Here is a 23,784-nt window from a genome sequence, read left to right as displayed (position 1 = left end):
CCCTTACACCAGCTTCAACGCAGTGAGCGTTTTGCGCCGCCAGGGCGACTCGTTCAAGGCGTACTTTTGCCCATACAGGTCCAGCATCCCTTTGACGACCACCACGGAATGCCAACCGTCTGCAATCGTACCGATTGCACCGTTGACCAACTCCTCGACAGTGCCGTTACGGATGTAACCGAACAGGCCCAGGCGCTGGAGAGCCTCACCGGGGTATTCGCCATCGTTGAGGGTTTCCAGGGCCGCCGTAAAGCTTCTCCCCGCACGGAAATCGTTGTTCTCCAACTGCGCCCGCTTGGCGCTGCAGGCATAGAGGAAGTTGGCGTAATCCAGCAATACCGGGTTGCTGCCATAGAAGTTCGACGCGGCGGTAGCCTGCCTCAGTTCCTCATGGCTCAAGCGCAACCGGAAGCCATCACGCATGGTCACTTCGCATCCGGCTGGCGTTCTGTAGATGGCCGTGTAGATGCCTTCGGGGAAACGGGTGATAGCCGCCTTGATCGCCGACACCGTCACGCAATTGCCCTCCACACCTTGATAAAAACCGCTCCAGATATCGGCGTGCCGGATACTTTCCGATACCTGAGCCAGGCCCCTGTCACGCTGCGGTGGCGTCTCACGATCATCAAACAGCACATAACCGTAACCTTCGCCGTGCGTGTGATTGGCGCCGCCCACCACGAGCGCCGCTCCGAAGTCATGGGTCTGGCGGACCCAGGCCAAATCCCTGCCGACCATGTCGCGAGCGGCAACCCATCGCGACAACCCATACACGCCCATTCCCTCCAGGCAACGCTTGCTTGTCTCGCCCTCAAGGGTCTTCGCCAGGGCGGCGTCGAACGTCGCGTAGCCGCCCAGTTGCTGCTTGCGCTTTACAAAGGCCGCCAACATGAAGTTGGCGTGCTTCAGCGCATCAGGGTCCTGCCCTGTGAACCTTGACGCCCGGGTGACCTGCTCAAGCTCTGCCTGGGACACATGCACCCTGTATTGATCCTTCATGGTGACGGCATAACCTTCACCCGCTTGGGTTACCTGCTGGAAAACATCGGAGGGACGCGGGCCGAGGGTCATCATCATCAGTTTGATAACCGCCACGTGAGTACTGCAGTCCCTATTTTCGCCGAATCGACGCTCGGCGGCTGCGAATGCATTCACGGGCCCATCAAGGCTCATCCCGGCCCCGGAGCGGACAATACTTGAACCATGCTCAGGCAGCCGTTTTGCCATGACCGTGCGATGCCCCTCAATCAAAGTGTTCATCGGACTGCTCACTCAAGGCTGGACGAAAACGTACAGCCAGGGCACTGGCCGCACCTCTTGCACGCGCACATCACACCAATGCGATGGCGTCCCCACGGGTCGGTGCGGAACCCTGGCGCCCATACATCTCTTCGCGGCCATTGATCACCGCCACGGAATGGAAGGCTCGATTGCACATGCCCAGCTGCCCTCTGGCGAGATCTCGCACACTCACCCTCTTCATGTGCTTCCTGAGGCCCAGACGCAGGAAACCCTCGCCAGGCCCATACTCATCCTCACCATTGTTCAAGCTTCTCACTCCGGCGGTATAACTGCGGTTCGCCCAGCCGTCGTTGTTTTCCATCTGTGCACGCTTGGCACTGACGGCGAACAGGAATTGCGCGTCCTTGAGCATGCCTTTATCACGGCCGATAAAACGCGAAGCCGCGGCGCCAATTTTTAACTCTTGATCCGTCAAGTTAAGTACAAAATCATCGCGCATCGTCACCCGGTAACCATCACTTGTCTTGGTCACCTGTTTATAGATATCCGTTGGACTTTGGCCGAACTTGTACATGGCTGCCTTGATGGCCGATACCGTGACACAGTTACCATCCGGGCCTTGACGAAACCCACTCCAGATATTGTCAGGTTTTGCGCCATTACGTTTATCCGACAGGTTCGGTATAGGCACATACTGTTTGGGTTGCGGCTCCGGCGGCACGACGGGCTCGACGGTCGGATTTACCTGAGGGCGCGGCGTACTATCGGGAACCAACTTATCCGTTTTACTCGTTAGAAGATTAAATAACTGCGTAAAAAACGAAGTGAACAACGTAATAACGCTGGCAGCCGGATCTGGATCGGCTCCTATCGCCGCCTGACCGCGTGGCCCGCCTGCGGTAACAGATGCAGCGCCTGTGCCAAACTCGATAGATTTAAATCGATAGGAAGGTGCAGGTTCGTTGACGGCCGCCGGCAAGTTTCTGTTATACGCCAGACGAACATTCACTACGCGCGCAATATTATGAATCGAACAATACGACATGGTGTTCACTCCACTTTCTGAGTATTTCTCCAAGCGCTGTGCCGCCCGGAGAAACACCGTTTTATTTATCCAAGAAGTTTCGACGCAATGGCAGGAATCAGTTTCCTAACCGACGACGGTTGATAAAGCCCCATCCCTTGAAGTCATTCTCATTTTCAGCAGGGCCAGGACTGGTGACATCCGCTTCGGGCTTTGGCTGATCTGGAATATCCTTCTGCTTGTTATCGGTCGAGGTCACGGCCTTTGTGTCAGATTGCGGCGTCGTCCCGGGCAGGGGCGTCGATTCAAGCCGGTGCAGCGCGCCAGGATGGATGCCTGAGGACTTGGCTTTGGAGGGTGGTGTCACCTTGGCGTCAGGAGCCTTGGTGTCCGGCACCTTGGTGTCCGACAACTTGGCGTCCGGCAACTTGGTGTCCGACAACTTGGCGTCCGGCAACTTGGTGTCCGGCAGCTTGGTGTCCGGCACCTTGGCGTCTGGCACCTTGGTGTCCGGCACCTTGGTACCAGGCAACTTGGTGTCCGGCAGCTTCGTATCCGTCGCCCTGTTGTCCGGCATCTTGGTGTCGTGCCGTGGAGTCACGTCGAGCCTGTGCACCGGGTGAGCATTAAGCCGTACCTCAGGCCTGATGGGCGGCACCTTGGCATCGGGTTGTGGAGTCACCCCGGGGGTGGGCACCGAAGGAGGATTGACCCGTCCTCCGTCGCGCTCCACATGGGTATCAGGACAGTGACAATTGCCGATATTGAGTTCCACCTTGACCTGCGCATTCGAGTCGTTGCTCACGTTGACACGGGGCACAGGGACCGACTGAAGCGTCCCTTTGTCGACTTTCACTGTCAGCTGATTCGTCGTATCCGATGTAGCCCTGGGCGTTGTGCCTGGTTCCCCCTTCACTTTCAATTGGGTCGCCAAGTCCGGGGTGGTCCCTGGCAACTTGGCTGGTTCCGCCTTTGCTTTCAACTGGGTCGTCATATCCGGCGTGTGCTTGGGTGTTTTATCGGAATGTGTGGTCAGGGCAGGCGTCATGTTTCTCACCGACACCATCTCACGCATGGTTTTGAAGACTTGCTCAAGCATGTCGAACAATTTTGAAAATGCTCCGGCGTTGATCATCATTTCACCGTGAGGCGCTCGGGCGACGTCAGGCCGAAGCGCAGGCGAAATCCATACTGGATCCGCCTTGGAAGAACTCAGCGGTTCATTGGTTTTAAGAGGTGTCGATGGCAGCAAGTGGTGACGCGGGGTCTCAACCTTTACAGAGGGTGAACCATTAATCGAGATGGACATAAATACGCTCCTTAGTGGGCGCCCCTCCCCGGCGGTTAACACCAGGAGTGGCGATAGGATTTATAGATACTGGAAAACAACAGCGCTGCCTTACAGTCCCTACTTCGTGGAGCGTGAGACTATCGAGTTCCAGAAATCGCGCCTCACATAAGGAAACCAACGCGAACTTTCAGACTTTACCCCATGGTCATTCCAAGAAAACCTTGATTCATCGCACACCGGCGCCGCACTAACAGACATACCCACTCATAAAGTGCTGGACATGCAATTAAGAGACATAACTGAATACACCACTAATAGTTGAACTGTGATAATTCACACGCACAGAACATCCACCCGCAATCATCAAAGCGTCGCAGGAACAGTCACCAAAACATGCAGAATGATTCAGTCATTATCCAAAGACTTTTAAACGCAGAAGGCTCCTTGTCTTTCGACAAGGAGCCTTCTGTGAAACATATCAGGCGTTCGACACAGCGCTTTAAGAGGTCAGGCTGCGACCGGAGTATCCATCCCCAACAACCGGCTGACCTGCTCCAGTTCGGTCTCGCGGCGCAACGCGGTAAACAGCGCGACAGCTTCGGGGTAGTTGCGCGTCAGCATTGCCAGCCACTGCTTCAACCGGCCAGGGGCCTGGCGCTCGGTCAACTGTGCGACCGACTGGGTCCAGAAGTCCTGGAGCATGGGTTGCATTTGCGCCCAGGTCATTTCCACGACGTCTTCGCCTGCACGCGCGGCGGCGATTTGCCGGGCCAGGTCCGGGCGCGCCACCAGGCCGCGACCGAGCATGATGTCTTCGACACCACTGATCTCCCGACAGCGCCGCCAGTCTTCGACGCTCCAGATATCGCCGTTGGCGAACACCGGCACCTTGACCACCTCCTGCACACGCGGAATCCACTCCCAGTGGGCGGGCGGTTTGTAGCCATCGGTCTTGGTGCGCGCATGCACCACGATATGCGCCGCACCGCCTTCGGCCAGGGCCGTGGCACACACCAGCGCGCCATCCGGGCTGTCGAAGCCCAGGCGCATCTTGGCGGTCACCGGGATATGGGCAGGCACGGCACGACGCACGTGTTCGACGATCTGGTTGAGCAGCTCCGGCTCCTTGAGCAGCACCGCACCGCCGCGGGATTTATTGACGGTCTTGGCCGGGCAGCCGAAGTTCAGATCGATCACCTCGGAACCCAGCTCGCAGGCCAGGGCGGCGTTTTCCGCCAGGCATACCGGGTCGGAACCGAGCAATTGCACGCGCAACGGCACACCGGCTGCGGTGTGGGCACCGTGCAGCAGTTCCGGGGCGAGCTTGTGGAAATACGCCGGGGTGAGCAAGCGGTCGTTGACGCGGATGAACTCGGTCACGCACCAGTCGATACCGCCCACGCGGGTCAACACGTCCCGCAGGATGTTGTCGACCAACCCCTCCATGGGCGCCAAAGCAATTTGCATGGAAAACACTCAACAAAAATCGTGGCGCAGTTTACTGGGTTTCCCGCGGCAACCGTTAACCCCCTGTCAGGGCGGGACCATAACCGTCGAGAAATTCGGCCGGCATGCGCTTGGGCCTGCCGCTGGACAATTCGATGCAGACAAAGGTGGTGTGCGCCCGCAGCAAGGTGGCACCGTCACGCGGGCGTACCAGCTGGAAACGACGGGTCATCTTCAGGCGCCGGTCCCAATCGACGATCCAGGTGGCCAACTGCAACTCGTCGCCTTCGTAGCCTGCCGCGAGGTAATCGATTTCATGGCGCACCACGGCCATGGCACGGTCCAGGCGGCGGTACTCGGTGAGGTCCAGCCCCAGACGCTGGGAATGGCGCCAGGCGCAGCGCTCGAGCCAGGACACGTACACCGCGTTATTGGCGTGCCCCAGGCCGTCGATGTCTTCAGGGGCGACCTGCAGATCGATGATAAACGGCGTTGCCAAATCCCAGCCCATGCCTTGCTCCAGTCGATTGATGTCGGCGGGAGCAGTGTATCAGGCGGTTTGCCGGTCCTGTAGACGACGGCCGGCCAACAGCGCCAGTACGCCCTCGATCACCCGGGGATCGGCCAGCACTTTCTGGTGCCCGCCCTGCTCCAGGCGCAGCAGGCGGCTGTCGAACCAGGCTTCGTGGATGGCTTGAGACGCCTTGACCGGAACAAAGGTATCGTCCTCGGCGTGCACGACCAGGCCAGGGATGTTCATTTGGTAGTGCGCCACATCCAAGTGCTTGAGCGGCATTCCGAACGCCAGCTCCACCTCCTGGATAAACGCCGAGCGTGCCCGCGCCGGCAGACCGACCATCGTGGTAAAGCCGCGCAGCACATCCAGGAAGCGCGACGGGGCGGCGATGCTCACCAACGCCTCGGTACGCAGCCCCAACTGCACTGCCAGCATCGCACTGGCGCCGCCCATGGAATGCCCGATCACGGCGTGCAGCGGCGGCAGTTCGGCAGCCGCCTCCAGCATGGCTCGGGCGAACAGCAGCACGTGAGCTTCCCGTCCCGGCGAACGACCATGGGCCGGACCGTCCAGGGCAATCACGGCGTAACCGTTGCCTACCAACGCGGTGATCAAGCTGGCGAACTGGGTTGGCCGGCCTTCCCAGCCGTGCATCAACAACACCGCAGGGCCTTGGCCCCAGCGCAGGGCCGACAGACCGAAACGCAAGGTGATGCGCTCCGATTGCGCCAGCAGCGGCAGCTCCCAGTCACGTGGCGGCAGGTCGCGCGGCGTCATGAAGGCACGCCGCATCTTGTTGGCCACGGTTTGCGGTGCCAGGTGTCCAACGGTGCCGTTGAAGCGACGAATCCAGGTTAACGCGCCCATCCTCGCACCCTCTTCTAACGCACAGCCGACTTGGCCGCGCGTAACACTCGGTCCGACAACTCGCCCGGCCCCAGGGCACGCGCCAAGGCCAGCCCGCCGATCATCAACGCCATATCAGCCAAGGCTTTGTCAGTGTCTTCGGGACTCGCGGCAAGCTGGGCCGCCATCAGTTCCACATGCTCGCTCAGCGCCTCGCGGAAGGCGTCCGGCAGCCGCGCCATCTCGCCCACTGTGGCCGGTATCGGGCATGCCTGGACTGTTGAATCGCGGTGCTTGCGTGACAGATAAAACGCCGCCACCAGGCCCCTGCGCTCTTCTCCCGTCAGCTGTGCGTCCATATCGTCGATAGATGCACGCCGCCGCGCCAACAACTGGGTGAACGCCTCCAGCATCAAGGCGTCCTTGCTTTCAAAGTGTGCGTAGAAACCACCGACGGTCAGCCCCGCCGCGCCCATGACTTCGCCCACACTAGGCTCGGCCGGACCACGCTGGGTCAATGCAGCGCTGGCGGCTTGCAGAATACGTTCGCGGGTTTGCGCTTTTTTATCGCTCATCGTTGCCTCCGACTTTCATGGGTTGAATATTATTACCATAATAATATTTGGCAAGCGACAAGCATGACCACTGGTCAGCAAAGCAAAGGGAATGGGGGGAGAGAATTGGCCAAACGCCAGACAAACAAAAGGGCCATTCAATAATTGAATGACCCTTAAAAATCCCGCAGAGCGGGTAATCGTGGCGTCCCCTAGGGGACTCGAACCCCTGTTACCGCCGTGAAAGGGCGGTGTCCTAGGCCACTAGACGAAGGGGACACAAACCTTCTATACACCTGATCAGCGCTGAGAACTGATCTGATTCAAGGATGGTGTGGCCAGACCTTGAACCTGTAAATTGGTGGAGCTAAACGGGATCGAACCGTTGACCTCTTGCATGCCATGCAAGCGCTCTCCCAGCTGAGCTATAGCCCCGGATTTTTCGCCTCGCGGCGCAGCAGACCTTTCGAACTGCTTGTTGAAACTGGCGTCCCCTAGGGGACTCGAACCCCTGTTACCGCCGTGAAAGGGCGGTGTCCTAGGCCACTAGACGAAGGGGACAAAACCTTCTGTACAACTGACCAGCGCTGAGAGCTGATCGATTCAAGGACGGTGTGGCCAGACCTTGAACCTGTAGATTGGTGGAGCTAAACGGGATCGAACCGTTGACCTCTTGCATGCCATGCAAGCGCTCTCCCAGCTGAGCTATAGCCCCTCATCGGTGAGGACGGGGCGAATCTTAATGGCGGTTTGGAAAGGTGTCAAATTTATTTTCAACATTTTCCAAAATTTTTTGCCGGGATAACAATCACTTACCGACGAAACCCCGGAAAACCTGGGTTTCGTCGCTGCAATGGACTGCTTAAGCGATAGCGCCCAACAGCTTTTCCCACTCTTTGTTTTCTTTCTTCGATACACCACCAAGCAAATCAAGGGCTTGGCGCAGGCGGAAACGGGTCAGGTCCGGGCCGAGAATTTCCATCGCATCCAGCACCGACACCGAACTGGCCTGCCCGGTGATCGCGGCAAACATCAGCGGCATGGCATCGCGCAATTTCAACTCAAGGGATTCCACCACCGCCTGGATCGTCGCAGTGATCGCATCCTTCTCCCACTGGCGCAGGCTTTCCAGCTTCCACAGGATCAGTTGCATCAACTGGCGCACCTGATCGCCCGAGAGCTTCTTGGATTCGAACAGCCTGGTATCCGGGTTCACACCACCGGCAAAGAAGAAGCTGGCCAACGGGGCAACCTGGCTGAACGTCTCCACCCTGCCCTGCACCAGTGGCGCGATCTTCATCATGTATTCAGGGTTCAGCGCCCATTGCTGCACGCGGCTGGCGAATTCTTCCACCGGCAGATCACGCAGCCACTGGCCATTGAGCCACGAGAGTTTCTCGATATCGAAGATCGGCCCGCCCAGCGACACGCGGGACAGGTCAAAGTTATCGACCATTTCCTGCAGCGAGAACTTCTCACGCTCGTCCGGCATCGACCAGCCCATGCGGCCCAGGTAGTTGAGCATCGCTTCAGGCATGAAGCCCATGCGCTCGTAGAACGTCACCGAGGTCGGGTTCTTGCGCTTGGACAGCTTGCTCTTGTCCGGGTTACGCAGCAGCGGCATGTAGCACAGCTGCGGTTGTTCCCAGCCGAAGTATTCGTAGAGAAGGATCAGCTTCGGCGCCGATGGCAGCCATTCTTCACCCCGCAATACGTGGGTGATGCCCATCAGGTGGTCGTCGACCACGTTGGCCAGGAAGTACGTCGGCAGGCCGTCGGTCTTCATCAACACCTGCATGTCCATGCGGTCCCACGGGATTTCGACATCACCGCGCAGCATGTCCGGCACCACGCACACGCCTTCGCTCGGCACCTTCATGCGGATAACGTGAGGTTCACCGGCGGCCAGGCGGGCAGCCACCTCCTCTTTCGACAGCAGCAATGCGCGGCCATCGTAGCGCGGGGTTTCGCCACGGGCCTGTTGCTCCGCGCGCATCTGGTCGAGTTCTTCAGCGGTGCAGAAGCATGGGAACGCATGGCCCATGTCGACCAGTTGCTGGGTGTACTGCTTGTAGATGTCGCTGCGCTCGCTCTGGCGATACGGACCGTGCGGGCCGCCTACGTCCGGGCCTTCGGCCCAGGTAATGCCCAACCAGCGCAGGGCATCGAAAATCTGCTGTTCCGACTCACGGGTGGAGCGCAGTTGGTCGGTGTCCTCGATCCGCAGGATGAATTCACCGCCGTGCTGCTTGGCAAAGCAGTAGTTGAACAAGGCGATGTAGGCAGTGCCGACGTGGGGATCCCCAGTAGGCGATGGCGCGATGCGCGTGCGGACGGTGGTCATGGCAGGTCTCGAATGGGCGATATAACTGAAATTGAAACAAGGGGCGAATGGTAACAGCCTGGGTGATTTCTGGAAAACCGAGGCGCAACCATCGGGGGCAAGCCCCCTCCCACACTTTGACTTGTGAGCACCGTCAAATGTGGGAGGGGGCTTGCCCCCGATGAGCATGGGTATCTACACAACTTCCAGTGAATACGGAATCTATGGCAATTAGGCTTCTGTGGTGAGCGGGCTTGTCGAATCGTCGCACCGCCCGCGCTGGGCTGCGAAGCAGCCCCAAAACCAGCCTCTACAGAGTGCCTGATACACCGCGTTCTTCTTTACTGGGGCTGCTTCGCAGCCCAGCGCGGGGCAAGCCCGCTCACCACAGAGTTATGTGTCAGCCTTTAAGAGTTGTGTAGATGCCTATGCCCCGATGAGGCCAGTCTAGTCACCGCAGATCAGACAGCCAGCAACCGCTCACGCAACTTGCCAATCTCATCCCGAGTCTGCGCCGCAGCTTCAAACTCCAGGTCCCGCGCCAACTGGTACATTTTCTCTTCCAACTGGCGAATCCGCTTGGTGATCTCACTCGGCGAGCGCAGTTCGTTTTCGTACTTGGCGCTTTCCTCGGCGGCCTTGGCCATGCCCTTGCGCTTCTTGCTGCGCGAGCCCGGCACGGTGGCGCCTTCCATGATGTCGGCAACGTCCTTGAACACGCCTTTGGGCGTAATGCCGTTTTCCAGGTTGAAGGCAATCTGCTTGTCGCGACGGCGTTGCGTCTCGCCAATCGCCCGCTCCATGGAACCGGTGATGCGATCCGCGTAGAGAATCGCCCGGCCATTGAGGTTACGCGCCGCACGACCGATGGTTTGGATCAGCGAGCGTTCAGAGCGCAGGAAGCCCTCCTTGTCTGCATCGAGGATTGCCACCAGCGACACTTCCGGCATGTCCAGGCCTTCGCGCAGCAGGTTGATGCCCACCAGCACATCAAAGGTGCCCAGGCGCAGGTCGCGGATGATTTCCACGCGCTCCACGGTGTCGATGTCCGAGTGCAGGTAACGCACGCGCACGCCGTGGTCGGCGAGGTAGTCGGTCAAGTCTTCGGACATGCGCTTGGTCAGCGTGGTGACCAGCACCCGCTCTTCCAGGGCCACACGTTTATGGATCTCCGACAACAGGTCATCCACCTGGGTCAGCGCCGGGCGGATTTCGATTTCCGGGTCGACCAGGCCGGTGGGACGCACCAGTTGCTCGATCACACGGCCGGCATGCTCGGCCTCATAGTTGCCCGGCGTGGCCGACACAAAGATGGTCTGCGGGCTGATGGCTTCCCACTCGTCGAAGCGCATCGGCCGGTTATCCAGTGCCGACGGCAGGCGGAAGCCGTACTCCACCAGGGTTTCCTTACGCGAGCGGTCGCCCTTATACATCGCGCCCACTTGCGGCACGCTGACGTGGGACTCGTCGATCACCAGCAGTGCGTCGTCTGGCAGGTAGTCGTAGAGGGTCGGCGGCGGCGCGCCGGACTCACGGCCCGAGAGGTAGCGCGAGTAGTTTTCGATGCCGTTGCAGTAGCCCAGCTCGAGGATCATCTCCAGGTCAAAGCGCGTGCGTTGCTCCAAACGCTGGGCTTCCACCAGCTTGTTGTTGGCGCGCAGGTACTCCAGGCGCTCGGCCAGCTCGACCTTGATACCCTCGATGGCGCCCATCAGGGTTTCGCGCGGGGTCACGTAGTGGCTTTTCGGATAGAAGGTGAAGCGCGGCAGCTTGCGGATCACTTCGCCGGTCAACGGATCGAAGGCCGACAGGCTCTCGACTTCATCGTCAAACAGCTCGATGCGGATCGCCTCCAGGTCGGATTCGGCCGGGTAGATGTCGATCACATCGCCACGCACGCGGAAGGTGGCGCGGGCAAAATCCATGTCGTTGCGGGTGTACTGCAGGCTGGTCAGGCGGCGCAGCAGCTCGCGCTGGTCGAGTTTATCGCCGCGGTCGACGTGCAGCACCATCTTCAAATAGGTTTCCGGGCTGCCCAGGCCATAGATGCACGACACCGTGGTGACGATGATCGCGTCCTTGCGCTCCAGCAACGCCTTGGTCGCCGACAGCCGCATCTGCTCGATGTGGTCGTTGATCGACGCATCCTTCTCGATAAAGGTATCGGAGGACGGCACATACGCTTCGGGCTGGTAGTAGTCGTAGTAGGAAACGAAGTATTCCACCGCGTTGTTCGGGAAGAACGCCTTGAACTCGCCGTACAACTGCGCGGCCAGGGTCTTGTTCGGGGCCAGCACCAGCGTGGGGCGGTTGATCTGCGCAATCACGTTGGCGATGCTGAAGGTCTTGCCCGAACCGGTCACCCCGAGCAGCGTCTGGTGCGCCAGGCCGGCCTCGATGCCTTCGACCATCTGGCGAATGGCCTCGGGCTGGTCGCCGGCAGGTTCAAAGCGGGTGACTAGTTGGAAATCCGACATAACGTACCTCTTGAAGTCACCCCAGACTGTAAACCCGTCGGGGACGAAAAAGACCACAACCCGCGAAGTTTCAGAGCGGGTCGTAGGAAAAAACCATGATAGCTGTAGAAGTGGTGGCGAATGTGACGGGTTTCAAGGCAATCGTCCTGCCTGCCGTGGTTGATCAATGTTGCAATAAGACTAACGGTCGGCAAATAAACCGAAAAACTTGGCCGAAAAGCCGTTTCGGTTGTCGCCCTCAGCGGTGATGGCCTCTATACTAGCTCCCCGTTTGTGCACCGCTCTAGTGCATTCGGCTGGAGCGCGACACGTCCCTCCCTTCCCCCATAGAGCTGCCGCAAAATGAGCCTGTTCTCCGCTGTCGAAATGGCACCACGCGATCCAATCCTGGGCCTCAACGAAGCATTCAACGCCGATACACGAACCACCAAGGTTAACCTTGGCGTGGGCGTTTACTGCAACGAGGAGGGGAAGATTCCACTCTTGCGTGCCGTTGCCGAAGCGGAAGCCATTCGCGTGGCGCAACACGCCGCCCGTGGCTACTTGCCGATCGACGGCATCGCCGCCTACGACAAGGCCGTGCAGACCCTGCTGTTCGGCGCTGAATCGCCACTGCTGAACGCTGGCCGCGTCACCACCGTACAAGCGGTAGGCGGCACCGGCGCCCTGAAGCTGGGTGCAGACTTCCTCAAGCAATTGCTGCCAGGCGCCGTCGTTGCGATCAGCGACCCGAGCTGGGAAAACCACCGCGCCCTGTTCGAAACCGCCGGTTTCCCGGTGCAGAACTACCGCTACTACGACGCCGCCACCCACGACGTGAACCGTGCCGGCCTGCTCGAAGACCTCAACGCCCTGCCGCCCCAGTCCATCGTGGTGCTGCACGCCTGCTGCCATAACCCGACCGGCGTCGACCTGAGCCCGGCCGACTGGCAGAACGTGCTGGACGTGGTCAAGGCCAGGAACCTGGTGCCGTTCCTCGACATGGCCTACCAGGGCTTTGGCGACGGTATCCACGAAGACGCCGCCGCCGTGCGCCTGTTCGCCGAATCGGGCCTGACCTTCTTTGTCTCCAGCTCGTTCTCCAAGTCGTTCTCCCTGTACGGCGAGCGTGTGGGCGCGTTGTCCATCGTCGGTGACTCCAAGGAAGAAAGCGCGCGCATCCTGTCCCAGGTCAAGCGCGTGATCCGCACCAACTACTCCAACCCGCCAACCCATGGCGCAGCGATTGTTGCCGCGGTGCTGAACAGCCCTGAGCTGCGCGCCCAGTGGGAAGCCGAACTGGCCGAGATGCGCCTGCGCATCCGTGGCATGCGTGAGCAGATGGTTGCCGAGCTGGCCAAGGCTGCTCCGGGCCACGACTTCAGCTTCGTCGGTCGCCAACGCGGGATGTTCTCCTACTCCGGCCTGACCGTTGAGCAAGTCACCCGCCTGCGCAGCGAGTTTGGTATCTACGCGCTGGATACCGGGCGTATCTGCGTGGCGGCGTTGAACCAGTCGAACATTGCTGCGGTAACAAAGGCGATTGTTCAGGTTCTATAAGCCTGACGGCGTCATACGAAGGGGGAAGCCGATGGCTTCCCCCTTTTTATTGGCGAACCCACTAGACTGAACCCTGATTGCCCCTTTGCTGTGAGAGCCCTATGAGAAACGACGACCTGGACCTGCGCGCCGACCGCGACGAATTGCACGACTACACCCCGCGCGCGCCCCAAGCCAAGCGCCAGAAAAGCCTGGTGTTGCAGGTGGCGCTGGGGGTGTTCCTGGGCGGTTTGGCGTTGTGGCTGGTGCAATTGGGCGCGACGGCAATCATGGCCAAGCTGGCCATGGGCACCTTCCAGTTCGGCGGCTAGGCCGACGCCACACCCTGCTCTTCCAGCAACTTCACAAAACTGTTCAAACTCTGCGACACGGTGCCCCGGCGCCAGATCAGCCAGGTATGCAGGGTGCGAAAACTGTCCGTCAGCGGCCACACGCTCACCGTGGTAAACCCCGGCATGCTTTCCAGCATGCTGCGTGGCATCAGCGCCAGGCCGGCCCCGGCGCTGACGCAGGCGAGCATGCCGTGGTAGGACTCCATCTCGAAGATCCTCCCCGGCACCGCGCCGTCCTGTGCGAACCAGCGCTCGAAATGGTGCCGGTAGGAACAGTTGGAGCGAAAGGTGTAGATGCTCTCCCCGTTCACATCCTGCCCTCGCGTGATCGGACCGTGGTGCAACGGCGCAATCACCACCATCTCCTCCTCGAACACCGCCACGCCTTCCAGGGTGGCATGCAATACCGGCCCATCGACGAACGCCGCCGCCAGCCGTCCCGACAACACGCCCTCGATCATCGTGCCTGAAGGCCCGGTGCTCAGGTCCAGCTCGACCTTGGTGTGCTTCTGGTTGTAGGCCGCGAGCAGCGCCGGGATGCGCACCGCCGCCGTGCTTTCCAGGGATCCCAGGACAAACGCGCCCTGGGGCTCCTCCCCCGCCACCGTCGCGCGGGCTTCCTGCACCAGGTCGAGAATACGCCGCGCATAGCCGAGGAAATTCCATCCGGCGGGCGACAGGCGCAGGCGACTCTTCTCGCGGATAAACAACTCCACGCCCAAATCCTGCTCCAGTTGCTTGATGCGCGTGGTCAGGTTCGACGGCACCCGATGAATCAACTGCGCGGCGGCGCTGATGCTGCCTTGCTCGGCAACGGCCTTGAAGATTTCCAGCTGCACCAGATCCAAGTCATTCTCCAATCGTGAACGTATTGCTCAATATTATTCAGTTTCCAGAAAACATGCATCCCCGTAGGCTGAACCCATTCCACTCATTCAGCCGGACGGTGCCATGAACGCTATTTCTCACCAGACCCACGCCCTGTCGATCAACCCCGCCACCGGCGAAACAGTCGGCAGCTACCCCTACGAAACCGCGTCGCAACTGGACGCCGCCCTCGACCGTGCCACCGCCGCCTTCCGCACCTGGCGCCGCCAGCCGGTCAGCCAGCGTGCCGAATTGCTGCTGGCCCTGGCCGGCGCCCTGCGCGATCAAGCCGAAGAAATGGCGCAGATGATCACCCTGGAAATGGGCAAGCCCATCACCCAGGCCCGCGCCGAAATCGAAAAATGCGCCCAGCTCAGCGAGTGGTATGCCGCCCACGGCCCGGCCATGCTAGCCCCGGAACCCACCCTGGTGGACAACGGCAGCGCCCACATCGAATACCGCCCGCTGGGCCCGATCCTCGCCGTGATGCCGTGGAACTTCCCGGTATGGCAAGTGCTGCGTGGCGCCGTGCCGACCCTGCTCGCCGGCAATACCTACGTGCTCAAACACGCGCCGAACGTGATGGGCAGCGCGTACATGATGAAAGCGGCGTTGCAGAAGGCCGGATTCGCTGAAGGCCTGTTCGAAGTGATCAACGTGACCCAGGACGGCGTATCCACCGCCATCGCCGACCCGCGCATCGCCGCCGTCACCCTCACCGGCAGCGTACGCGCCGGCATGGCCATCGGCTCCCAGGCCGGCGCTGCGCTGAAGAAGTGCGTGCTGGAACTGGGCGGCTCCGACCCGTTCATCGTGCTCAACGACGCCGACCTCGACGCCGCCGTGCAGGCCGCCGTCATCGGCCGCTTCCAGAACAGCGGCCAGGTCTGCGCCGCCGCCAAGCGCCTGATCATCGAAGCCGGCGTGGTGGACGCCTTCACCGCCAAGTTCGTCGAAGCCAGCCGCGCGCTGGTGATGGGCGACCCGACCTCGGCCAGCACCTACGTCGGCCCGATGGCGCGCTTCGACCTGCGCGACGAGTTGCACGGCCAGGTCCAGGCCACCCTGGAAGAAGGCGCCACCCTGCTGCTGGGCGGCCACAAAGTTGCCGGTGTCGCCAACTACTATGAGCCGACCGTACTGGCCGACGTCACCGACCAGATGACCTCGTTCAAGCAGGAACTGTTTGGCCCCGTGGCGTCGATCATCACCGCCCGCGATGCCGACCACGCCGTGGCCCTGGCCAATGACAGCGAGTTCGGCCTCACCGCCAGCCTCTTCACCACCGACCCGGCCAAGGCCCGCGACATCGCCAACCAGCTGGAAACCGGCGGGATCTTCATCAATGCGTTCAGCGTGTCCGACCCTCGGGTGGCGTTTGGCGGCGTGAAGAAGAGCGGGTTCGGGCGCGAGTTGTCGCATTTTGGCCTACGCGAATTCTGCAATGCGCAGACCGTATGGCTGGATCGCAAGTAGCAGCAGTGAACAAATGGCGTTAGCATTCTGTCCACTCGGCTTAACAGCATGTTTTTAGGGTCAGGATCGCACTGTGGAAAAGCTAAATCGCCTTCAAAGCGGAATCGAAGGGCTGGACGCTCTGCTCAAGGGAGGGCTGGTGTCTGGGGCGTCCTACATCATTCAGGGCCGCCCCGGCTCAGGTAAAACCATCCTTGCCAACCAGCTGGGGTTTCATCACGCGCGCAATGGCGGCCGAGTCCTGGTTGCCACGCTGTTGGCGGAATCCCACGACCGCCTTTTCCAGTTCCTCTCTACCCTGAGCTTTTTTGACGCCTCCCGTGTCGGCGCCGAAATCCAGTTTGTCAGCGCCTTCGACACCCTGGAAAACGAAGGCCTCGACGAAGTGGTCAAGCTGCTCAGGCGTGAGATCAGCAGGCAGAGGGCCACCGTCATGGTGGTGGACGGCTTGTTGAACGCGCGTTCCAAGGCCGACTCGCCGATCGACACGAAAAAATTCATTTCCGAACTGCAAGGGCATGCCGCCTTCGCCGGCTGCACGGTGCTGTTTCTCACCAGCTCACGCCTGGATGACGGCAGCCCCGAGCACACCATGGTCGATGGCGTGATCGAAATGGGCGAGGAACTGTTCGGCACCCGTTCCGTGCGCCGTATCCAGTTGCGCAAGACCCGCGGCAGCGGCGCGCTCACCGGCCTGCACGAGTGTGAAATCAACGACGACGGCCTGGTGGTGTACCCACGCCTGGAAAGCCTCTATGGCCGCCCGTCCGCACCCGACAGCGCCGACCTGACGCGCATCGCCAGCGGTATCGGCTCGTTGGACGGCATCCTCGGCGGCGGGCTGCACAGTTCCAGCGTGACCCTGGTCATGGGGCCGTCGGGCATTGGCAAGACCACCCTGGGCCTCAAGTTTCTCTCGGAATCGACGGTAGACGCTCCCGGCCTGCACTTCGGCTTCTACGAAAGCCCTCAGCGCCTGCGGCTCAAAGGCCAATCCCTGGGCATCGATATCCAGGAGATGGAAGACAGTGGCGCACTGACCATCGCCTGGCAGCCCACTACCGAAGGTCTGCTGGACGGGCTGGGTGCGCGATTGCTGCGCCTGGTCGAGGAAAAGGGCATCAAGCGGCTGTTCATCGACAGCTTGAGCGGCATGACCCGCGTCTCCAACAACCCGGCGCGGATCACCGATTTCTACAGCGCACTGATGAACGAACTGCGTGCCAGGGGCGTCACGGTGTTTGCCACGTGGGAGATGCATGACCTGTTCGGCTCGGAGGTCACTTCCCCCGCGTCTGAACTGTCGAGCATTGCCGACAACCTCATGCTTATGCGTTTCTTCGAGATTCAGTCTGAACTTAGAAGGACGCTTTCCATTCTTAAGGTCAGAGACAGCTTTTATGACCCCTCATTATTAGAGGTGGTGATCCGTGACCAAGCCGTTGACTTAAGAAAGGTTTCAACAAATGCCCCCTCAGTTGCATCCAATTCAGCGCTGCCTGGTTCAGCTTTTTAAGTCTTTGGGTAGGTTGAATTGACATGGCCACCATCCTGGTCGTCGATGACGAGTACTTGATCGCCGATATCCTTGCCTACGCACTGGAAGATGAGGGGTTCATGGTCGTCACAGCTGGCAATGGGAAAAAGGCGCTGGAGGTGCTGGAGCGAGAACGGCCGTCGCTGATCATCACCGATTTCATGATGCCGGTGATGGACGGTGAGGAGTTCGCCGAAGCGGTCCGTGCACTGCCGGCCGTCAAGCACCTGCCGATTATCCTGATCAGCGGCGCGCAGGCCCATATCGGCATGCAGCGCTCGGACCTGTTCGATGCGGTGCTGGATAAGCCGTTCGACATCAACAAGCTCATTACCAAGGTGAAGGAACTGCTGGGGTGACCTCAACTGCGGATATGCCGGCGCACACACTGCACCAGCCCATCCAATGCCTGCGACTTCACCGGCGCGAGCACGCACACCGTATGTTCCTGCTGGCCTTCCTTCACGGTCAGGGTGTAGTGCACCTGGCCCGGATTTCCGGGCTCTGGCGTGGTGCTCTGCGGCAACTGAAAGAAGTTTGAAGCCTCGATCAGCTGCCGCAACTCTTGTTGGTCCGGCTCGGGCAACGTGTTCAACTCCACAGTACGAGGCTTGGTCAAACCCGGAAAAAACGCCGGCCCGCCGTTTTCCTTGATCGAAATTTGCATGGCTGTTCCTCACGTCAGACGTTAATGCCAACCGCTTTCCAGCCCTCCTTGACCGCCTTGTGCTCATCCTTGTTCGCGCCGTAGAGACGGCCGGCGATATCGTAGGTTATACGCGCAAAACGTAAAAAACCCGAGTTCGGCCGCAACCGCGCATCGCGCAGCGCGTCATACCAGATACGTCCTGCACGCTCCCAGGCAAACCCGCCAATCCGGGTCGCCACCTGATAGAACGCATGGTTGGGAATGCCGGAATTGATATGCACCCCGCCATTGTCCTCGTAGGTCTGGACAAAATCATCCATATGCCCTGGCTGAGGGTCCTTGCCCAGCAGCTTGTCATCGAACGCGGTGCCGGGGGCCTTCATCGAACGCAGGGCGACGCCTTTGATCTTCTTGGTGAACAACCCTTTGCCGATCAGCCAATCGGCGTCTTCGGCGGTTTGCTTCAACGCATACTGCTTGATCAGTGAGCCGAACACGTCCGAGAGTGACTCGTTCAAGGCACCGGACTGATTGAAATACATCAGCTTGGCCTCGTCCTCGGTGACGCCGTGGGCCAATTCATGGCCAATCACATCGAGGGCCACCGTGAAGCGGTTGAACAACTGCCCATCGCCATCGCCAAACACCATCTGGGTCGAGTTCCAGAACGCATTGTTATAGTTCTGGCCAAAGTGCACGGTGGCATCCAGGGCCATGCCGGCGTCGTCAATGGAGTTGCGGTCGAACACCTCTTCGAAAAAATCGAACGTGGCACCCAAGCCGTCATAGGCTTCGTCCACGGCGGCGTCGCCACTGGCGGGCTGGCCTTCACCGCGGACCAGCTTGCCCGGCAGGCTGTCGGTGCCTTCGGCGGTGTAGATCGAGCGCCGTTTGCCGGCGCCCATGACCAGGGCCATGTGGGCCGGCCCCTTGGCGGGCACTGCGACCATGCGCAGCGAACGGAACGTGCTGTCCTTGGCGCGGGTGCGCAGCGCGATGTCGCGCTGGGCCTTATCACCGTGACGCGCGATCTGGTCGAGCATATACGGCGGGATCAGGCAGAAAATCGGGTTGCGGTGGTGGCGATCACACATTAGCTGGCTCCCTGTTGGCATATGGTGTAGCTCCGGTAACCGTTTGAGGATAGCCCCCCAGGGTTAACCCGTGTCATCAATTGTCATCAATCTATGTTGCAGTCGTGTTTATCCAAGGAGGACTTACCCATGCCAGCCCGCAAAGCCAAAATCGATCTTGCGCACCGCCCACGACTCGCCGATCTGCGCCCGTTGATCGCGACCAATCCCACCCTGATGGAAGCCCGGGCGGCGACGCCCCGTGTCACCGCGGCTAAGGATCTACAGGACCGACAGGGCTACGCCGAGGACTTTCTCAGCAGCTTCGCAGTGCCCTGGCCCACCGCCGATGAGGCATTGGCGGACGACGTCCAACCGCTGCGCCTGGACTACACGCATTTCTCGGTGACGATGTCCCGTTCCCGACGACTGGCGCTCTACGTGGGCGTCAATATCGACGGCGGGCAGCATGTGGAGATTATCCGCAGCAACGACACCTGGGCCTACGATGGGCGCCTGCCGATCAGCGCCCAGGTGGGCGAAGAGCTCTATGCCAGCAATGGCCTGGATCGCGGTCACCTGGTACGGCGCCAGGATCCTAACTGGGGCGACGCGGCAAACACCGCCAACCTCGACACCTTCCACTTCACCAACTGCTCGCCGCAGATGAGCGGGTTCAACCAGAAGACCTGGCTGGAACTGGAAGACTACATCCTCAATAACACGCAGCGCTGGAAAGCCCGGGCAACGGTGTTCAGCGGCCCGGTGTTCGCCGACGACGACCGCCTTTACCGTGGTATCAGAATCCCCAAGGCGTTCTGGAAAGTGGTGGCCTACCTCAGCGATGACGGCAAGCCCTCCGCCAGCGCCTACATGATCGACCAAAGCCGCGAGCTGGGTCAGCTCGACCTGATGTTCGGCCAGGTCAGGACCTACCAGCGCAGCGTGATCCAGATCGAACAATTGACCGGCATCCGCTTCGCCAACCTGGCGGACTACGACGGCTTCAGCAACGAAGAGCGCGCTACGGGCACGCGAATTGAAGCGCTGATCCGCGGCCCCGAGGATATTCGTCTCTGACCGGGCGCCCTTCGGGCTGTATCGCCTCGCCCTAATCAACTACCATACCGCGCCGGTTCCCGAACGGGACTAATAGGGAATCCGAAGCGCGGTACACCGCGTCAATCGGAACTGCCCCCGCAACTGTAGGTGCCGAGCCTGCTCCCCACTGCCACTGGACCGCGTCCGGGAAGGCCGGAGCGTGGCGACGACGCATCAGTCAGGAGACCTGCCGGCCCAGCACAATCACTCACCGGCGGGGTGTCCGGGAAGGACATCCTTGCCTGCCCGTTCGCCGGCGTTCGAGGGCGTATTTCCGAACCGTACCTAGCCTGTTTCCACGTACGGTCCACACGGAGATCGCCTCATGCTGCCACGCGTTACCGCCCTGATCAGCGGCCTGGGTTTCTGCGCCCTGGCCCACGCCGCGCCCACGCACTACCCGCTGACCCTGGAAAACTGCGGCAGCACCCTCACCTTCCCGCAGGCGCCCGCGCGCAGCGTGACCATCGGCCAGGCCGCCACCGAAATGCTCTATGCCCTCGGCGTGGCTGACCGCGTGGTGGGCACCTCGCTGTGGTTCAACAGCGTGTTGCCGCAGTTCAAGGCGCAGAACGACAGCATCGAGCGCCTGGCCAACAACGAGCCCAGCTTCGAAGCGGTGATCGCCAAGCGCCCGCAACTGGTGGCCGCCGAGCTGGAATGGGTGGTGGGCCCGCAAGGCGTAGTCGGCACCCGCGAGCAGTTTCACGACCTGAAGATCCCCACCTACCTGCTGCCCTCCGACTGCGAAGGCAAGGACAACCTGGTGGGCGCCGACGGCACGCGGCTGGAGCCGTTCCGTATCGAGACGATCTACAAGAGCATCCGCCAGCTGGCGCAGATTTTCGATGTGCAGGATCGCGGCCAACAGTTGAACGATGAGCTCCAGGCGCGCCTGGCCCAATCCGTGGCCACCGTGCAGAGCAAAGGCCTCAAGCAGGCCAGCGCGCTGGTGTGGTTCTCCAGCGCAGAACTGGCCAGCGACCCCTACGTGGCCGGCCACAAGGGCATTCCGGAGTTCATGCTCGAAACCCTCGGCCTGCACAACGTGGTGCAATCCGATGAAGAATGGCCCGCCGTCGGCTGGGAAACCCTCGCCAAGGCCAACCCGACCTTCCTGGTGATCGCCCGCATGGACCGTCGCCGCTACCCCGCCGACGACCATGAAAAGAAACTCGCCTTCCTGCGCAGCGACCCGGTCACGCGCAACATGGACGCGGTGAAAAACAACCGCATCATCATCCTCGACGCCCTGGCGCTGCAGGCCAGCATCCGCATGTTCGACGGCCTTGAACACCTGGCCACGGCCATCGACGGCTACGACCTGCCGCAATGATCCGGACCTTACTCGCCCTGGCGCTATTGCTGATCGCCGTGCTCGCCGGCGTGGCCATCGGCGAAACCGCCATCTCGCCCCAGGTGGTGCTGCAGGTGCTCGCCAACAAACTGTGGGCGGCCGGTTACGTGCTGGACCCCATCGATGAAGGCGTGGTGTGGAACTACCGCCTCACCCGTGCCCTGGTGGCCGCCGCCTGCGGTGCCGGGCTGGCCACCTGCGGGGTGATTTTGCAGTCGTTGCTGCGCAACCCGCTGGCCGATCCGTACCTGCTGGGCATCAGCGCCGGCGCTTCGACCGGCGCGGTGCTGGTGGCGTTGATGGGCGTGGGCGGCGGGCTGATTTCATTGTCGGCCGGCGCCTTTGTCGGCGCGATGGCGGCGTTTGCCCTGGTGATTTTGCTGGCGCGGGCCAGCGGTTCGTCCAGCGGCACCGGGCAGATCATCCTCGCCGGCATCGCCGGGTCGCAGTTGTTCAATGCGCTCACGGCGTTCCTGATCACCAAATCAGCCAGCTCCGAACAGGCGCGCGGCATCCTGTTCTGGCTGCTGGGTAACCTCAGCGGCGTGCGCTGGCCGTCGGTGTGGCTGGCAGTGCCGGTGGCGATCACGGGCCTGGTGGTGTGCCTGTGGCATCGTCGCGCGTTGGATGCGTTCACCTTCGGCACGGATTCGGCCGCGTCCCTGGGCATCCCGGTGCGCCGCGTGCAGGTTGTGCTGGTGGGTTGCGCGGCGCTGGTGACGGCGGTGATGGTGTCGATTGTCGGCTCCATCGGCTTTGTCGGCCTGGTGATCCCCCACGCGGTGCGCCTGCTCCTCGGCACCGGGCATTCGCGCCTGCTGCCCGCCAGTGCGCTGGGCGGCGCGTTATTTTTGATTGCGGCCGATGTGTTGTCGCGCACCTTGATCAAAGGCCAGGTGATCCCGGTCGGCGTGGTGACGGCGCTGGTGGGCGCGCCGGTGTTTGCGCTGATCCTGATTGGCCGGAGGAATGCGCGATGAGCGTACTGAGTTGCACCGGCCTGGGCTTCAAGGTGCGTGAGGCGGAGTTGCTGCGCGATATCCACCTGGAGGTTCAGTTGGGTGAAACCCTGGGGATTGTCGGGCCCAACGGCTCCGGCAAATCCACCCTGCTCAAACTGCTCGCCGGTCTGCGCACACCGGCCAGCGGCGACGTGCGCCTGGGCGGCCAACGCCTGGGCGACCTGTCCCGCCGCGCCATCGCCCAACAGCTGGCGGTGGTGGAGCAACAGGCCGACACCGACGACGCCATCCGCGTATTCGACGCCGTAGCACTGGGCCGTACACCGTGGCTGTCGGCGCTGAGCCCGTGGTCCGGCGACGACGACGCCATCGTGCGCCAGGCCCTGCATGATGTGGACGCCACCCACCTGAGCCACCGCGCCTGGCGCAGCCTCTCCGGCGGCGAGCGCCAGCGCGTGCACATCGCCCGCGCCCTGGCGCAACGGCCGCAGATACTGTTGCTGGACGAGCCGACCAATCACCTGGATATCCAGCATCAACTGGCGATTTTGAAAGGCGTGCAAGGTTTGCCGGTGACCACCCTCATCGCCCTGCATGACCTGAACCAGGCGCTGACCTGCGATCGCCTGGCCGTGCTGGACCGTGGGCGCCTGGTCGCGCTGGGCAAGCCGCTGGAGGTGCTAACGCCGGAGCGCTTGCGGGAGACATTCGGGGTGCAGGCGCACTACCTGACGGACCCGTTCGATGGGGCGCAGATACTGCGGTTGCGGTCTAACTGAACACCACAATATCGACTCCACCCGAGATCCTAATGTGGGAGGGGCTTGCCACCGATAGCGGTGTGCCAGTCGACATATGCATCACCTGACAGACTGCTATCGGGCATAGGTATCTACGCACCGTTGGCTAAACGCTGAACGCTGGACAGATAGGGCTGTTGTGGCGAGCGGGCTTGTCCCGCGCGCGGCAAGCTCATCGTCGGGCAAACCAAACACACTGAGAAATGGACCGGGAGCAAGGCCCGTAATGCGGAAGTTCATGGTGGGCGCCTCTTAGGGTGAGCCCCATGAGACGAGCACCTGGACAGCGGTGGCTATCCGATTCTTGCGGTGATATTCACGGGCGGCTGGCTCGCTCGTAGCAAAGGTAGTCGTTCGAATCTGTGCCCACA

The 23,784-nt window shown here is 61.2% G+C and carries 21 protein-coding genes, 4 tRNA genes and 1 riboswitch; of the genes, 9 read left to right on the top strand and 16 right to left on the bottom strand.

Going from position 1 to position 23,784, the window contains the following annotated elements; all coding sequences use genetic code 11:
* Positions 1-3: 3 nt before the first annotated feature.
* The 13 genes from BFQ01_RS09655 to uvrB form a co-directional block, all read right to left on the bottom strand.
* Positions 4-1,260 (bottom strand): hypothetical protein, encoded by a 1,257-nt coding sequence (locus BFQ01_RS09655; RefSeq protein ID WP_065925089.1) that lies wholly within the window; start codon positions 1,258-1,260, stop codon positions 4-6.
* Positions 1,261-1,330: 70 nt separating this feature from the next.
* Complete coding sequence (locus tag BFQ01_RS09650) at positions 1,331-2,287, bottom strand: hypothetical protein (protein ID WP_141691265.1); 957 nt, start codon at positions 2,285-2,287, stop codon at positions 1,331-1,333.
* Positions 2,288-2,384: 97 nt separating this feature from the next.
* Positions 2,385-3,575 carry a hypothetical protein gene (locus tag BFQ01_RS09645; RefSeq protein WP_141691264.1) on the bottom strand — a complete coding sequence of 397 codons (1,191 nt, stop codon included), beginning with the start codon at positions 3,573-3,575 and terminating at the stop codon, positions 2,385-2,387.
* Between the two features lie 489 nt (positions 3,576-4,064).
* Positions 4,065-5,024 carry a tRNA dihydrouridine synthase gene (locus BFQ01_RS09640; RefSeq protein WP_065925087.1) on the bottom strand — a complete coding sequence of 320 codons (960 nt, stop codon included), beginning with the start codon at positions 5,022-5,024 and terminating at the stop codon, positions 4,065-4,067.
* A 55-nt stretch (positions 5,025-5,079) separates the two neighbouring features.
* Positions 5,080-5,514, bottom strand: coding sequence for an acyl-CoA thioesterase (locus tag BFQ01_RS09635; protein WP_065925086.1), 435 nt, complete (start codon positions 5,512-5,514; stop codon positions 5,080-5,082).
* Positions 5,515-5,553: 39 nt separating this feature from the next.
* Positions 5,554-6,387 carry an alpha/beta hydrolase gene (locus tag BFQ01_RS09630; protein ID WP_065925085.1) on the bottom strand — a complete coding sequence of 278 codons (834 nt, stop codon included), beginning with the start codon at positions 6,385-6,387 and terminating at the stop codon, positions 5,554-5,556.
* Between the two features lie 14 nt (positions 6,388-6,401).
* On the bottom strand, positions 6,402-6,941 hold the full coding sequence (locus BFQ01_RS09625) for a TetR/AcrR family transcriptional regulator (RefSeq protein WP_027604060.1): 540 nt from the start codon (positions 6,939-6,941) through the stop codon (positions 6,402-6,404).
* 182 nt (positions 6,942-7,123) lie between these two features.
* Positions 7,124-7,199, bottom strand: a tRNA-Glu gene (locus BFQ01_RS09620).
* Positions 7,200-7,279: 80 nt separating this feature from the next.
* A tRNA-Ala gene (locus tag BFQ01_RS09615) sits at positions 7,280-7,355 on the bottom strand.
* 50 nt (positions 7,356-7,405) lie between these two features.
* Positions 7,406-7,481: transfer RNA gene (locus tag BFQ01_RS09610), tRNA-Glu, on the bottom strand.
* A 78-nt stretch (positions 7,482-7,559) separates the two neighbouring features.
* Positions 7,560-7,635, bottom strand: a tRNA-Ala gene (locus BFQ01_RS09605).
* A gap of 147 nt (positions 7,636-7,782) precedes the next feature.
* Positions 7,783-9,264 carry a glutamate--tRNA ligase gene (gltX, locus tag BFQ01_RS09600; protein ID WP_065925084.1) on the bottom strand — a complete coding sequence of 494 codons (1,482 nt, stop codon included), beginning with the start codon at positions 9,262-9,264 and terminating at the stop codon, positions 7,783-7,785.
* Positions 9,265-9,704: 440 nt separating this feature from the next.
* Entirely contained in the window at positions 9,705-11,720 is a 2,016-nt protein-coding gene (uvrB, locus tag BFQ01_RS09595) for an excinuclease ABC subunit UvrB (protein WP_065925083.1), read from the bottom strand.
* Positions 11,721-12,062: 342 nt separating this feature from the next.
* On the opposite strand from uvrB, the gene BFQ01_RS09590 reads away from it, so the two are divergent.
* Entirely contained in the window at positions 12,063-13,259 is a 1,197-nt protein-coding gene (locus BFQ01_RS09590; RefSeq protein WP_065925082.1) for an amino acid aminotransferase, read from the top strand.
* Between the two features lie 101 nt (positions 13,260-13,360).
* Positions 13,361-13,570 (top strand): hypothetical protein, encoded by a 210-nt coding sequence (locus BFQ01_RS09585; protein WP_016970937.1) that lies wholly within the window; start codon positions 13,361-13,363, stop codon positions 13,568-13,570.
* Here BFQ01_RS09585 and BFQ01_RS09580 read toward each other — a convergent pair.
* A complete protein-coding gene (locus tag BFQ01_RS09580; protein ID WP_065925081.1) occupies positions 13,567-14,439 on the bottom strand; it encodes a putrescine utilization regulator PtrR in 873 nt (290 codons plus the stop codon). The two genes, BFQ01_RS09585 and BFQ01_RS09580, sit on opposite strands and share 4 nt — an antisense overlap.
* A gap of 103 nt (positions 14,440-14,542) precedes the next feature.
* Here BFQ01_RS09580 and BFQ01_RS09575 point away from each other — a divergent pair, with 103 nt between their 5' ends.
* From BFQ01_RS09575 to BFQ01_RS09565, 3 genes are all read left to right on the top strand, one after another.
* On the top strand, positions 14,543-15,934 hold the full coding sequence (locus BFQ01_RS09575) for an aldehyde dehydrogenase family protein (protein WP_065925080.1): 1,392 nt from the start codon (positions 14,543-14,545) through the stop codon (positions 15,932-15,934).
* Positions 15,935-16,007: 73 nt separating this feature from the next.
* Positions 16,008-17,450, top strand: a complete 1,443-nt coding sequence (locus BFQ01_RS09570; RefSeq protein WP_065925079.1) for an ATPase domain-containing protein — start codon at positions 16,008-16,010, stop codon at positions 17,448-17,450.
* A 23-nt stretch (positions 17,451-17,473) separates the two neighbouring features.
* Positions 17,474-17,830, top strand: a complete 357-nt coding sequence (locus tag BFQ01_RS09565; protein WP_027604054.1) for a response regulator — start codon at positions 17,474-17,476, stop codon at positions 17,828-17,830.
* 2 nt (positions 17,831-17,832) lie between these two features.
* On the opposite strand, the gene BFQ01_RS09560 is transcribed toward BFQ01_RS09565, so the two are convergent.
* The gene (locus tag BFQ01_RS09560; RefSeq protein ID WP_027604053.1) at positions 17,833-18,138 is read right to left on the bottom strand and encodes a protealysin inhibitor emfourin; all 306 of its coding nucleotides are present in this window, start codon (positions 18,136-18,138) and stop codon (positions 17,833-17,835) included.
* Between the two features lie 14 nt (positions 18,139-18,152).
* Entirely contained in the window at positions 18,153-19,214 is a 1,062-nt protein-coding gene (locus BFQ01_RS09555) for a M4 family metallopeptidase (protein WP_065925078.1), read from the bottom strand.
* 129 nt (positions 19,215-19,343) lie between these two features.
* On the opposite strand from BFQ01_RS09555, the gene BFQ01_RS09550 reads away from it, so the two are divergent.
* The 4 genes from BFQ01_RS09550 (at position 19,344) to BFQ01_RS09535 (ending at position 23,392) form a co-directional block, all read left to right on the top strand.
* On the top strand, positions 19,344-20,273 hold the full coding sequence (locus BFQ01_RS09550; RefSeq protein ID WP_065925077.1) for a DNA/RNA non-specific endonuclease: 930 nt from the start codon (positions 19,344-19,346) through the stop codon (positions 20,271-20,273).
* A 36-nt stretch (positions 20,274-20,309) separates the two neighbouring features.
* Positions 20,310-20,504: riboswitch (cobalamin riboswitch) on the top strand.
* Positions 20,505-20,619: 115 nt separating this feature from the next.
* A complete protein-coding gene (locus BFQ01_RS09545; RefSeq protein ID WP_065925076.1) occupies positions 20,620-21,630 on the top strand; it encodes an ABC transporter substrate-binding protein in 1,011 nt (336 codons plus the stop codon).
* Entirely contained in the window at positions 21,627-22,631 is a 1,005-nt protein-coding gene (locus BFQ01_RS09540; protein WP_065925075.1) for a FecCD family ABC transporter permease, read from the top strand. The genes BFQ01_RS09545 and BFQ01_RS09540 overlap by 4 nt, the downstream gene beginning before the upstream one ends.
* A complete protein-coding gene (locus BFQ01_RS09535; protein ID WP_065925074.1) occupies positions 22,628-23,392 on the top strand; it encodes an ABC transporter ATP-binding protein in 765 nt (254 codons plus the stop codon). Before BFQ01_RS09540 ends, BFQ01_RS09535 begins: the two co-directional genes overlap by 4 nt.
* Positions 23,393-23,784 lie beyond the last annotated feature (392 nt).

Origin of the sequence: Pseudomonas sp. 8 R 14 (assembly GCF_900005955.1) — a bacterium.
Lineage (GTDB): Bacteria > Pseudomonadota > Gammaproteobacteria > Pseudomonadales > Pseudomonadaceae > Aquipseudomonas > Aquipseudomonas marginalis.
The sequence above is the reverse complement of the archived record's forward strand: the minus strand, read 5'-3'. Positions and strand labels throughout refer to the sequence as shown.

What these genes read in the sequence shown, in the direction of transcription:
- BFQ01_RS09560 (WP_027604053.1), bottom strand. Translation starts at nt 18,138, where the DNA reads ATGCAAATTTCGATCAAGGAAAACGGCGGGCCGGCGTTTTTTCCGGGT.
- BFQ01_RS09545 (WP_065925076.1), top strand. Translation starts at nt 20,620, where the DNA reads ATGCTGCCACGCGTTACCGCCCTGATCAGCGGCCTGGGTTTCTGCGCC.
- gltX (WP_065925084.1), bottom strand. Translation starts at nt 9,264, where the DNA reads ATGACCACCGTCCGCACGCGCATCGCGCCATCGCCTACTGGGGATCCC.
- BFQ01_RS09555 (WP_065925078.1), bottom strand. Translation starts at nt 19,214, where the DNA reads ATGTGTGATCGCCACCACCGCAACCCGATTTTCTGCCTGATCCCGCCG.
- BFQ01_RS09635 (WP_065925086.1), bottom strand. Translation starts at nt 5,514, where the DNA reads ATGGGCTGGGATTTGGCAACGCCGTTTATCATCGATCTGCAGGTCGCC.
- BFQ01_RS09645 (WP_141691264.1), bottom strand. Translation starts at nt 3,575, where the DNA reads ATGTCCATCTCGATTAATGGTTCACCCTCTGTAAAGGTTGAGACCCCG.
- BFQ01_RS09655 (WP_065925089.1), bottom strand. Translation starts at nt 1,260, where the DNA reads ATGAACACTTTGATTGAGGGGCATCGCACGGTCATGGCAAAACGGCTG.
- BFQ01_RS09590 (WP_065925082.1), top strand. Translation starts at nt 12,063, where the DNA reads ATGAGCCTGTTCTCCGCTGTCGAAATGGCACCACGCGATCCAATCCTG.
- BFQ01_RS09630 (WP_065925085.1), bottom strand. Translation starts at nt 6,387, where the DNA reads ATGGGCGCGTTAACCTGGATTCGTCGCTTCAACGGCACCGTTGGACAC.
- BFQ01_RS09575 (WP_065925080.1), top strand. Translation starts at nt 14,543, where the DNA reads ATGAACGCTATTTCTCACCAGACCCACGCCCTGTCGATCAACCCCGCC.
- BFQ01_RS09625 (WP_027604060.1), bottom strand. Translation starts at nt 6,941, where the DNA reads ATGAGCGATAAAAAAGCGCAAACCCGCGAACGTATTCTGCAAGCCGCC.
- BFQ01_RS09585 (WP_016970937.1), top strand. Translation starts at nt 13,361, where the DNA reads ATGAGAAACGACGACCTGGACCTGCGCGCCGACCGCGACGAATTGCAC.
- BFQ01_RS09535 (WP_065925074.1), top strand. Translation starts at nt 22,628, where the DNA reads ATGAGCGTACTGAGTTGCACCGGCCTGGGCTTCAAGGTGCGTGAGGCG.
- BFQ01_RS09540 (WP_065925075.1), top strand. Translation starts at nt 21,627, where the DNA reads ATGATCCGGACCTTACTCGCCCTGGCGCTATTGCTGATCGCCGTGCTC.
- BFQ01_RS09640 (WP_065925087.1), bottom strand. Translation starts at nt 5,024, where the DNA reads ATGCAAATTGCTTTGGCGCCCATGGAGGGGTTGGTCGACAACATCCTG.
- BFQ01_RS09565 (WP_027604054.1), top strand. Translation starts at nt 17,474, where the DNA reads ATGGCCACCATCCTGGTCGTCGATGACGAGTACTTGATCGCCGATATC.
- BFQ01_RS09650 (WP_141691265.1), bottom strand. Translation starts at nt 2,287, where the DNA reads ATGTCGTATTGTTCGATTCATAATATTGCGCGCGTAGTGAATGTTCGT.
- BFQ01_RS09550 (WP_065925077.1), top strand. Translation starts at nt 19,344, where the DNA reads ATGCCAGCCCGCAAAGCCAAAATCGATCTTGCGCACCGCCCACGACTC.
- uvrB (WP_065925083.1), bottom strand. Translation starts at nt 11,720, where the DNA reads ATGTCGGATTTCCAACTAGTCACCCGCTTTGAACCTGCCGGCGACCAG.